This window comes from Paenibacillus sp. FA6, assembly GCF_051550225.1.
Lineage (GTDB): Bacteria > Bacillota > Bacilli > Paenibacillales > Paenibacillaceae > Paenibacillus_AQ.
Genome location: NZ_CP188820.1, coordinates 5,421,411 through 5,432,252, shown reverse-complemented (window position 1 = coordinate 5,432,252; position 10,842 = coordinate 5,421,411). Strand labels below are relative to the sequence as shown.

Genomic DNA, 10,842 nt, shown 5'->3' with positions numbered 1-10,842 from the left:
TTTCATATCTTTATATTTTGTCAGACCCTTCCCAAAGTACATGTGATATTTATCACACTCAATGACGAAAAACACCAACATTGTGAAGTTTGTCACACAATATATAAAATTTAAACGTAATTTCAGCCATATCGCATAAATATAACTTAGATTATATATATTTTACATGCTTATGTTGCAAATAAGTAGAATCAAATAGAGACGGCTATGCCGTCCTTATTCAAGGACGGTACCCGTCTCTGCGGAAACATATGGAATAGACTATCAAGTGAAACTTGGGCTTTACGCTTCCCGTTCCACAAAATACTTATTCGTCATATACCAAGCCTCACCTTTATCCGTTGGAACCTTCCCTTTCTTCTTATCCATAAATACAATCTCTTTACACTTCGAACAGAACCACTTCGTTGTATAGTATTGTGAGTATGTTGTATAAGTCGTTCCACATTTGCAGTCCACCTTAAAGAATACAAGATTCTCTTCATAAGCTTGAGAAAGCTCGTCATTCTTCTCTTGATCAACAACGGATATAGGTCGGATCACTTCCACATAGTTAGAGAAACGATTCTGCACCTTGAAATCTGCGACAAGGTCCGGATTAAGCCCGAAAAATTCTTTACCAATCGCTGTTATGAATTTCGTATTCGATCTGTAGCTTTCTATCCACTCTTGAATCTGTTTATTCGATAAAGGAACTGTCCCTTTAATACCACTATTGAGTGTATATGTCATAATAGTCAGATTCTCACTGTCTTCATAATACATTATATTCCGAACCTCCTAACTAATATCTAACTAAATGTACTACTTCCTTCACAGATAATCAAAAGGGTGAAATAGGAAGCTGTACCTATCCTTGATAGGTCGATTCTAGTAACAACGAAGATAGTCATGGTAAGAGTTAAACCAATCGGCACATTATTAATCAGATCCTTCAATATATCAGGTTTATGTATCATACTTGAAATCAACAGCATCTTCTGCTTTGCTACATTCTAGTCCGTATAATTTCCTTAACAATCACTCCTCTCTGATAAATACATATCTACTAGTATATCATTTCTATACATGCTATAAATATCCTTTCAAATTATTTATTTCATTTCTTTTTTCATTAACTATTGAACATATGTCCAATCTAATTAACCATAATGCTGCGAATTGTACATTTAATATATCTTCGAACGCTGCAATTATATAGGATCGGGAAGTTTCCAAAAGGGAAGGTATACCCAAAGCCATTAATGATGGCTAGGTATACCTTCTTTGTTGGGTATGGGCAATGTAGCTGTTCTGAGTCTGGGCTGATCTACCGATTCAGACGTCTATATCTCATAACTTTTCGATACATTGATTTATCTGCAAGCTTGTTAAAGATATAAGGATCGGGGCTCGTATTCACCTCTATGATCCATGGCTTCATAGACAGATCAAGCCCCACATCCACACCAATTTGATGAAAATTAGGATACTGTTGCTGAAGACGCTTGGCAATCATGACACCCAACTTCCTCATTTTCCTGAGTAAGTCCTCTCGATCTTTCGTTGCTAGATGAGGGGTTAGCAACTTTTCAATAGCCACCAGCTTACCACCGCTATGATAGTTCGTTACTATTTTCCCAGGATGAGCTACTCTGCCAATGATGCCTGTCGTCTCCCATATCCCTTTGGGGTTCCGCTGAACCATCACTCGAATATCAAATCTGTGCTTACCATGTTTCAGTAAATGAATGCCCATCTGCACCAAATAACTTCTCTTCTTCGTAACTTTAAGCAGAGATTGATAGAAGGAATCATAGTCATTAAAGGTCTTCGTTCTCGTATCAATCTGATATTGGAATGAGCTCGTTCCCCGCTTTAGCATTTCAGCACGAATAACTCCATTTCCGTAAGTACCCCGCTCTGGCTTAATATAGACCATTCCATATTTCGTTATCATACCCCATAGGCTCTCTTTGGTTAATCTAAGAGTCATTGGAATATACTGACGTATCTCATTGTCTCGTATTAACACATTCGTCTTGATCCATTTACTTGTTAACGTGCTCACTCGGTTTCCTTTCATCTTCTATCTCTCCCGTATGGACGAATTGATTAAGGGACTAACTTCATCAGCCACAAAATCTATACATCCTATTCATCCGCTTACTCATTTGCATAGGTCGTTTATATCGTCTTTGCAGAAATAAGATTTAGAACTACTAGGGTGTAGACCATACCTTTTACCAAGGGGACGCATATCTTACAACTAGTAGGTTATTCTTAACCGATAGGAGGGAAGGCTGTGCATATCCTTATTGTCGCACCAGAGCAGATACCGGTTCCGGGTAGTGGTTCTGTGGAAATATGTATTCTTTCTATTGCTAGACAACTCGCTAGAAACCATCAGGTGACCATTATTAGTAGACGTTCACCCTCCTTACCTAACCATAGTCAAATCGGAAGTATCTCGATTGTCCGTGTTCCCTCAGGAAGTGCTACAACCTATATTTCCTCCGTACTTCGTTACATCAAAGGGAGAAAGTATGACGTTATTCAAGTCGACAACCGACCTCGTTGTATGGCACGAATTAAGCGTGCTTGTCCTCATACACCTGTTACCCTGTTCCTTCACTCGTTAACATTCGTACCTCACAACGGAGAAATTGCTACTTACTTGAATAAAGCAGATCTCATTATCACCAATAGCCATTCATTACAGCATAAGCTGGCAACTTGGTTTCCACGGTCGGCGAATAGGATTCGTACGGTAGAGCTAGGTGTCGATGTATCCCGTTTCCGTTCGGCAGGTGCATCAGAGAAAAGAGCCACTAGGAGGAAGTATCGGATAAATAATCAGTTTACGATTCTATTTGTCGGGAGGGTGATTCCGCGAAAAGGCGTTCCTATACTTATCCAAGCTGCACATCTTGTACGCAAACACACTCCTGTTCACTTGGTTATCGTAGGAAGGGGAAGCCGCTCCTATATTAACCGTCTTCAAATACAAGCCAAAAGGCTCGGAGTACCCGTGACCTTTGTCGGTAAGAAATCACATGAAGAGATTCATTCGGTGTATCGATTAGCAGACTGCTTCGCCTGTCCATCTCAGAAACATGAAGCCTTCGGTCTAGTCAATGTGGAAGCTATGGCTTCTGGGGTGCCTGTTGTCGCTTCCCGAAATGGTGGCATTCAGGAAGTAGTGAAGCACGGCCATAATGGCTACCTTGTCGACCAATACCATCAACCGCAGAAATTCGCTGACTATATACTCAAGTTGGCTAGGGACGAACATCTTCGAGAGAGACTGGGGGCGAATGGGCGTAGCGATGTACTACAACATTTCACATGGGCCCAGACTGCAGCAAAACTTGCTTCTCTTTACAGAAATGTATACTAATACTTGCTAATAAAGTATAGAAAAACTGCCGAGATCATAATCTCGGCAGTTTTTGCGAAATAAGCTATTAACGATAATAACGTCTTCTTCTAAGAGAAGATTACACGAGATGGAGAGTGGTATTCGCGTTCCTTATTGGATCGCTGCATTAATTTCGTTGATCATCTCTACCATAGACACAAGCCCACCACCGGATAGGTACCAGTAGTTAGGATCCAGATAGACGATATGTCCATTCTTGAAAGCATCCGTATTCTTCACTAATTCATTCTCAACAGTATCCTTAGTAGATACTGACTCTGTACCCGTTGTAGCGACAGCACTGTCCCGATCTACAACAAATAGGTAGTCTGGATTCTTCTCTGCGATAAACTCAGAAGTAATTTTATCTCCATGTGTAGATACTTTAATAGTAGCGTCTACGGGTGCAAATCCTAGCACATCATGAATAATTCCGAATCTTGAACCGGCACCATAGGCACTCAGTTTACCTTCGTTGGCAAGCACGATAAGTCCATTCTTGCCATTTGCCGTTGCTTTATCATGAATATCTTTAATCAATGCGTCAATCTTAGCTACTTCCTCATCAATTTGAGCTTGTTTATCAAAGATTTGGCCTAGTGTATTCATATTCTCTTTGAAAGACTCTACCAATTTCGTATTGTCTACTCCTAAGAAAATCGTTGGAGCAATCTTTGATAACTCATCGTAAGCTTCACTTTGTCTTCCCGAGATGATGATAAGATCAGGACTAAGCGCATTAATCTTTTCGAAAGCAGGCTCTTTCAAGCTACCTAAGTTAGCATATTTCTTATCTTCATATTTCGAAAGGTATGGAGGTATGTTAGCTTGCGGTACACCCGTCACTTCAACACCCAATTTATCTAGAGAATCTAGAATACCGAAGTCAAACACAACTACTTTCTCAGGATTCGTCTTTACTAGTGTTGTACCCAATTGATGCGTGATCGTTAATTCTTTACTCTCGACTGGCTCGGAGGGTGCTGCTGCGTTTGTTGTATTCGTTGCAGATTCAGCCTTTCCGGTATTCGCTTCTTTGTTCGTATTATTGCCGCATGCAGCCACTAGTACAGCCAACATGACAGTCATTATGATCATGAGTATACTTTTTTTCAATTCAATCACTCCTAGATTTTTTTGGTAATGCTATTAAAATCATTGACGTTAACACCATACTGGCGCCTATACATATGGTATGTCACATCATAATTTCCCGAGTTAGGGGTCCATCATTATGCAAAATAAACACATATTTTATGTTCATTAATACTCTCAATATGAATATCCATTCCATACACATCTTGAAGAACCGTTCGATCAATAATATCTTCTGTAGCACCCTCTTTAACAATTCGTCCATTCTTAAGAGCAACGATATAATCCGAATAGACAGAGGCGAAATTAATATCATGAATTACGATAATGACCGTTTTACCCAGTTCTTCGACCATCCGTCTTAGCACTTTCATAATCTGAACGGAATGCTTCATATCTAAATTATTCAACGGTTCATCTAGCAAAATATACTCCGTGTTCTGTGCGATGACCATGGCGATGTACGCTCTTTGATTCTGTCCACCACTTAATTGATCTAAGTATTTATCCTGAATGTCCCTTAGATCCATATAATCGATTGCCTCATTCACATACTTCCAATCTTCGGTGGTCAACTTACCTTGTGAATAGGGGAATCTCCCAAAGCTCACAAGTTCCTTAATAGTCAGTCTAATATTAATATGGTTCGACTGTTTCAGAATGGATATTTTCTTAGCGAGATCATTACTCTTAATCTTGCTAATATCCCGTCCATCAATCAGAACCTCTCCTTGATCCTTCGTAATGAGCCGACTGATCATCGATAGCAGCGTACTTTTCCCTGCACCGTTTGGCCCGATAAAAGAAGTAATCGTTCCCTTGGGAATCTGAACTGAAACTTGATCAACGACAGGCTTGCCATCATATTTCTTGGAAACATTTCTTACCTCTATCACGACTTATTCTCCTTTAACAGAAGATATATAAAGTATGCTCCTCCAACAAAGTTAATAATGACACTTAGCGTGGTGGAGAATGTAAATACCTTCTCAACAATGAACTGTCCTCCGATTAATGCAATGATGCTAATTAGAATGGAACCAAAGATCAAATATTTGTGTTTATATGTTTTGAGGAATTGATGAGCTACATTGGCAACCAAAAGTCCTAGAAAAGTAATTGGACCGACTAAGGCTGTTGCAATAGACATCAGGATAGCTACGACAACAAGTAATCTTTTGACAACATAATCGTAATTCACACCTAGATTGACAGCCTGATCTCTTCCTAATGAAATGACATCAAGATACTTAACGAATCTCAAAAAGTAAATACTCACTCCAGCAATCGCAATGATCGATATAATTAACAAATCCGTATTCACATTGTTGAAGCTTGCGAACATCTTATCCTGCAACATCAAGAACTCATTAGGATCAATGAGTACCTCCATAAATGAAGATACGCTTCCAAAGAACGTCCCTAAGATCATTCCGATTAATAACAAGAAGTAGATATTGCTCTGACCTTCTTTGCGAAAAAGAATCTTGTAAAATACACCTGAGAATCCAATCATTAACGCAACAGAAATCAAGAAATTAATATTTCGATCCATCGATGTTAAATGTGTAGATCCAAAAGCATAAATAATAAAGGTCTGAAACAACATATATAGTGAATCTAATCCTAGAATGCTAGGTGTCAAAATGCGATTGTTCGTAATGGTTTGGAACACAATCGTAGAGAATGCAATGGCTCCACCCGTAAGTATCATAGCTAGAATCTTCTTACTTCTTCTTGGAAGAACATAATCCCAGTGACCACCCACATCATACAAAAGAAATAAAGCAATAAGTGCTATCACTATAACGAATAAAATACTAAGCTTAACCTTCATTATGCATATGCCTTTCTTCTAATAAGTAAGTAGATAAAGATCCCGCTTCCTAACACACCCACAGTGAGACCAATAGATATTTCATAAGGATATATAATAAGTCGTCCTAGAATGTCACAGAACAGGAGAAATACAGCTCCTAATAATGCGGTATGTGAGAGACTCTTCTTGAGATTATCCCCCTGATAGATCGTAACAATGTTCGGAACAACGAGTCCTAAGAAGGGAATCATTCCGACCGTTAAAATCACGATAGAGGACACTGCTGCCACAATGACAAGCCCAATATTTACGACTTGCTTATACTTCAAGCCTAAGTTCTTAGCGAAATCTTCACCCATACCGGCAATAGTGAACCGATTCGCAAATATGTAAGCGATAATGACGAGCGGAATGCTAATATATAGCATCTCATATCGTCCTTTCAAGATGACTGAGAAGTCTCCTTGCAACCATGAAGCCATATTCTGAATGAGATCGTTCTTATAGGCAAAGAATGTTGTGATTGAGCCTACGACATTTCCGAACATAATCCCCACCAGCGGAATAAAGATTGCATCCTTATATTTCACCTTGTCTAGAATTTTCATAAATATAAAGGTACCTAAGAGTGCAAATAAGAACGCTATGAACATCTTCTGTAACGATGTAGCATTAGTGAATGTCATCATCGCAACGAGAATACCGAATCTTGCTGAATCCATCGTTCCCGCCGTAGTTGGCGATACGAATTTATTACGTGTCAACTGTTGCATAATTAATCCCACGATGCTCATACTCATTCCAGCTATAATAATGCTGATTAGACGTGGAATACGACTCACAATTAGCGTTTGATATTGTTGGTCTGTTAAGCGAAAGATATCCATTGGAGAGATGTCTTTCACTCCGATGAAAATCGAAATAAATGAAAAAACAACTAGTGCTATGAACAAATATCTTTTCTTCATATCAGTTCCTTACTCTTCCCTTCATTCAAGGGGTTAGTGTCTTCGTCGATAATGATATTCATTATCAGTGATAATGTCAATTTTAATTATACTGTTTTACTAGGGATTGTCAAATGTAAAATGATATTGATATTTGCACTCATAAAATAAACCCACATTACACATTATACATAAAGCAATCACAGAAGTGTTGAATACGTAATCCAACACTTTTGTGACTACACTATATTCGTATTGGAGTGTACCTTTATGATGCAACGAACTACAGTAGTCCGTCACCTACTCACGCTATTGATTGCCAGTATTACCTTAAGCATGTGTATCTCCTGTAACAGCGCGAAGAAAGATAATGTCAAATCGGCAGATGAACCTGCTCATTTCACAGATCAGGATCTATACATTGATACTTTAGGAACGACCTGGGTGCCACTAAAGTCGGTTGTACATTCACTCGGTCTACGTATGAAGGATTCCGAAGGTTTGGTCCAATTTGGTTACACCGATCCTATGTATGAGATTTATCCCGGACAGAGGCACGCCCTTTCTTTGGGATCTTCCACGCTGTTACAAGAAGCTCCCACTCGTTGGAAGGGACAGCCCTATATGACTCTCGATTCCCTCTCACGCTTACTCCTCACGCCAGTGAAGTGGAATCAACTCGAACATAGGGTGGAGATTTCACCGCTCCTTGATGCTCAGGCACCCCCAACGGGACAGATTCAAGAGAAATCTATACGGATGGCCAGCACGTCTATCAATACGAACGAATTGATCTCTTTTGCCAAAAGGTTCTTAGGCGTCCCTTATGAATTTGGAGCTGAACCGTATGCACAATCAAAGACCTTTGATTGCTCATCGTTTACCCAACACGTCTTCAAAAAATACGGTATAGATCTGCCTAGGCTTGCCAGAAGTCAAGGCAAAGAAGGCGTTAACGTCAGCCGTAACAACCTAAAGGAGGGCGATTTAATATTCTTCACCGTCCCCGGTCGATTTGAGAGTAACGCCATTCCTGGCCATGTCGGGATCTACATTGGAGATGGAAGGTTTATTCATACTTGGGGAGAGCCGGGTGTACAAATAAGTAGCGTCGACTCCGGTTATTGGAGTACAGTGATCCTTTATATGCGCAGTGTCCTGTGATCTAAGAAAGACCGCTAGCTGTGACCATTCAATAATCATGAAATAGGCTATTCTAGGAAATACTATGAGGAGTACAACTAAGGGGGGGTGGAACAGATGGATAATACACATGAATTTGTAAAGAAATTACAGGATACGCAAGCCAAAGATGAGCGCAATAAGGAGCATCAAGGGAAAGGAGCCCCTAGTAATAAGTTACCCAACAAACAGCATAGTAAGACCAAATAAACATGCAAAACGGTATCGTTTCTATAACCTGGAGACGATGCCGTTACACAATCACCAAGATGAGTTCAATGGGTCGCTGCTCACGCATGCTGAGTGCTTGTGTTTATTATTCTATTATGATCTATATTGAATCGTTGTTTCATCCCCTGTTGGGATCCCTTCTTTCGAATATATACGTTCATAATATGATCAAGCTGGACCGACTTCTCCAGTACTCGCTGGTCTCCAATGCCATAAATATTAGCTAATGTATTTAACTCTGTGCGTCTACATTCTATTAATCTTGAAACTGTTCTTATGTCCACTATACTCCCCTCCTGTCTTTCTAATAGATTACTACAGGTTACCAAATTATTGATTTATTGTTATTACTAATGCAATTTTCAATTCGACGCTTCCTTCCTTCTATATACCCTTTATTGAAGCAAGAAAAACAGGTTAGATCATAACTTCATGCTCAGCGCATCAAAAAAATCCCTTCGGAAGACTTCCCAAAAGGATTTAAGAAAATCATCACAACAAGGAATATCGATTATTAAGAGCCTGCGCCATGTGTTAATGGTGTTACAATGTTAGAATCAATAGGTTGTCCGATCAAAATCACGCCACTTAAGCTAATCGCCAAAATTAACGAAGCTACTATTTTCTTCATGATTGTATCCTCCTTTTATAATCTGGTCATACTCTCCTAGTTCTTCTTTAGAAGCGAAACTTCTATATCGCTCAAATAATGACATAGAATCTATAATCTCGCCTTTTTTATTTATTTTAGCATTAATTGTTAGACTTTGTAAAGTATTTCGCATTCCTTCGCTATATCTCTTATTACTAAATTGGTATAAGGCAATCTGATAACATAGATTGGCACAACTCACTCTATTAATTCCATCAGTGTACCCATTGCTTAAATTTGAGAAGGGATCTTTCTGATATTCTTGAATAGCGTCGTTAAACTGCTCCAGAATGTCATCTACGGAGAAGCTATGTCGGTTTGCTGATTCCATAATGGTTAGAAGCCCCGCAAGTATCTCTTTCGGATTATCTTGTAAAAGTTGCGTGTATTCTGGCAGAATATTAACGTTACCCATAAGGATCTCTAATGTATATGTGTTGGCTATTGCCCATAAACGGTATTGTTCCACGATAAAGAGCCCTTCTTGATCTAGTCCTTCTATCCAGCTTAAATCCGCATATACAGCAACATATTTCATAGCTTCCTTATAATGCCCCTGATGTTCTAACGCTGCTCCCTTCATCAAATAACCGTAGGCGTAATAGACAAACAATGGCTTCTCTGTTGCCAACGGCTCGAAGGCTCTCTTTCCTAACATTCTATTCTTCTCGTTCTCTAATACTATGTTAGAGAGAATGATCAACTCATCTGCATACTGCTCTACTTTCTCATACTTATCCATTGTGTAGTAGATATTCATTAGCTGATTCAATGCATCCAAGTGATAATTCTCAGGTAATCTCTTGCGATATGAAACAAACTGAAGTGTAGCTTCCATATTATGTTCCGAATCAAGCCCAAGGGAGGCTCTAAATATGCGATATTGGCTAATCGCTAGTCTCTCAGAATGCTGATACTTCTCATGCTCAGCCACACATTGGTAGAATATAATGGATTCTTTCATCATCTCACTCATATATAATTTCTCAGCAATGGAGAAAATCAACGCCACATAGATAAGGTTCTCCATCAACCTAGATAGTACCTCAGCAATGCAATCCTCTTTACCGAGCTCTGCACAGCGAATGAGAAATGCACTAATTCTTCTACCATTCGGCTTCTCATTGAAGAAGCATTCTTCCACATACAAGTCATATAGCGCTCCCTCAGCATAACCAAGCCCTTTGGTAATTAAATCTATCTGGCGCACGGAGATAGGCTTAGGTGAATTATTGTTAAGAATGGCGCTAATCACACCCTTATTGATCCCCGAAGTCTGTCCAAAACTACTGAATGTATGCCCATTGCATTCCAGATAATTAGTAATTTCCGCTCGAATCGTGGTTGCAGGACTCATTCCATCACCCCTATCATTAAAAAAAAATCATTCTAACCGACCGATACTAATTTAGTATCATCTACTATATAATTACAATTATACGAATATATTGATAGCTGGTCAATTATAAATTTCCAATAAGAATTCCTAGGGGTGATTAAACTTCCATTTCCTTGT

Annotated in this window: 11 protein-coding genes; 3 read left to right on the top strand and 8 right to left on the bottom strand. The window is 39.2% G+C overall.

Annotated features, from left to right (window positions below):
- Positions 1-282: 282 nt before the first annotated feature.
- Positions 283-765 carry a hypothetical protein gene (locus ACP8HI_RS24455; RefSeq protein WP_438348708.1) on the bottom strand — a complete coding sequence of 161 codons (483 nt, stop codon included), beginning with the start codon at positions 763-765 and terminating at the stop codon, positions 283-285.
- A gap of 544 nt (positions 766-1,309) precedes the next feature.
- Positions 1,310-2,065 carry a YheC/YheD family protein gene (locus ACP8HI_RS24450; RefSeq protein WP_438348707.1) on the bottom strand — a complete coding sequence of 252 codons (756 nt, stop codon included), beginning with the start codon at positions 2,063-2,065 and terminating at the stop codon, positions 1,310-1,312.
- A gap of 219 nt (positions 2,066-2,284) precedes the next feature.
- Here ACP8HI_RS24450 and ACP8HI_RS24445 point away from each other — a divergent pair, with 219 nt between their 5' ends.
- Positions 2,285-3,379, top strand: coding sequence for a glycosyltransferase family 4 protein (locus tag ACP8HI_RS24445; RefSeq protein WP_438348706.1), 1,095 nt, complete (start codon positions 2,285-2,287; stop codon positions 3,377-3,379).
- 132 nt (positions 3,380-3,511) lie between these two features.
- Here the strand turns inward: ACP8HI_RS24445 and ACP8HI_RS24440 are convergent, their stop codons facing one another.
- The 4 genes from ACP8HI_RS24440 to ACP8HI_RS24425 form a co-directional block, all read right to left on the bottom strand.
- Entirely contained in the window at positions 3,512-4,516 is a 1,005-nt protein-coding gene (locus tag ACP8HI_RS24440) for a siderophore ABC transporter substrate-binding protein (RefSeq protein ID WP_438348705.1), read from the bottom strand.
- A gap of 116 nt (positions 4,517-4,632) precedes the next feature.
- Complete coding sequence (locus ACP8HI_RS24435; RefSeq protein ID WP_438348704.1) at positions 4,633-5,391, bottom strand: iron ABC transporter ATP-binding protein; 759 nt, start codon at positions 5,389-5,391, stop codon at positions 4,633-4,635.
- Positions 5,388-6,332 (bottom strand): iron chelate uptake ABC transporter family permease subunit, encoded by a 945-nt coding sequence (locus ACP8HI_RS24430; protein WP_438348703.1) that lies wholly within the window; start codon positions 6,330-6,332, stop codon positions 5,388-5,390. Before ACP8HI_RS24430 ends, ACP8HI_RS24435 begins: the two co-directional genes overlap by 4 nt.
- Positions 6,332-7,282: an ABC transporter permease gene (locus tag ACP8HI_RS24425; protein WP_438348702.1), complete on the bottom strand. Its 951-nt coding sequence runs from the start codon at positions 7,280-7,282 to the stop codon at positions 6,332-6,334. Before ACP8HI_RS24425 ends, ACP8HI_RS24430 begins: the two co-directional genes overlap by 1 nt.
- A 249-nt stretch (positions 7,283-7,531) precedes the next feature.
- Here ACP8HI_RS24425 and ACP8HI_RS24420 point away from each other — a divergent pair, with 249 nt between their 5' ends.
- Both ACP8HI_RS24420 and ACP8HI_RS24415 read left to right on the top strand, forming a co-directional pair.
- Positions 7,532-8,425: a C40 family peptidase gene (locus tag ACP8HI_RS24420; protein WP_438348701.1), complete on the top strand. Its 894-nt coding sequence runs from the start codon at positions 7,532-7,534 to the stop codon at positions 8,423-8,425.
- A gap of 96 nt (positions 8,426-8,521) precedes the next feature.
- Positions 8,522-8,653 carry a DUF4023 domain-containing protein gene (locus ACP8HI_RS24415; protein WP_438348700.1) on the top strand — a complete coding sequence of 44 codons (132 nt, stop codon included), beginning with the start codon at positions 8,522-8,524 and terminating at the stop codon, positions 8,651-8,653.
- An 80-nt stretch (positions 8,654-8,733) separates the two neighbouring features.
- Here ACP8HI_RS24415 and ACP8HI_RS24410 read toward each other — a convergent pair whose 3' ends face one another.
- Together ACP8HI_RS24410 and ACP8HI_RS24405 are read right to left on the bottom strand one after the other, a co-directional pair.
- Positions 8,734-8,958 carry a Spo0E family sporulation regulatory protein-aspartic acid phosphatase gene (locus ACP8HI_RS24410; protein WP_438348699.1) on the bottom strand — a complete coding sequence of 75 codons (225 nt, stop codon included), beginning with the start codon at positions 8,956-8,958 and terminating at the stop codon, positions 8,734-8,736.
- Positions 8,959-9,267: 309 nt separating this feature from the next.
- Positions 9,268-10,683: a DNA-binding protein gene (locus tag ACP8HI_RS24405; RefSeq protein WP_438348698.1), complete on the bottom strand. Its 1,416-nt coding sequence runs from the start codon at positions 10,681-10,683 to the stop codon at positions 9,268-9,270.
- Positions 10,684-10,842 lie beyond the last annotated feature (159 nt).

Excerpts from the sequence above, each read along its gene's own strand:
- ACP8HI_RS24455 (WP_438348708.1), bottom strand. The coding sequence starts at position 765 with ATGTATTATGAAGACAGTGAGAATCTGACTATTATGACATATACACTC.
- ACP8HI_RS24450 (WP_438348707.1), bottom strand. The coding sequence starts at position 2,065 with ATGAAAGGAAACCGAGTGAGCACGTTAACAAGTAAATGGATCAAGACG.
- ACP8HI_RS24430 (WP_438348703.1), bottom strand. The coding sequence starts at position 6,332 with ATGAAGGTTAAGCTTAGTATTTTATTCGTTATAGTGATAGCACTTATT.
- ACP8HI_RS24425 (WP_438348702.1), bottom strand. The coding sequence starts at position 7,282 with ATGAAGAAAAGATATTTGTTCATAGCACTAGTTGTTTTTTCATTTATT.
- ACP8HI_RS24420 (WP_438348701.1), top strand. The coding sequence starts at position 7,532 with ATGATGCAACGAACTACAGTAGTCCGTCACCTACTCACGCTATTGATT.
- ACP8HI_RS24415 (WP_438348700.1), top strand. The coding sequence starts at position 8,522 with ATGGATAATACACATGAATTTGTAAAGAAATTACAGGATACGCAAGCC.
- ACP8HI_RS24405 (WP_438348698.1), bottom strand. The coding sequence starts at position 10,683 with ATGAGTCCTGCAACCACGATTCGAGCGGAAATTACTAATTATCTGGAA.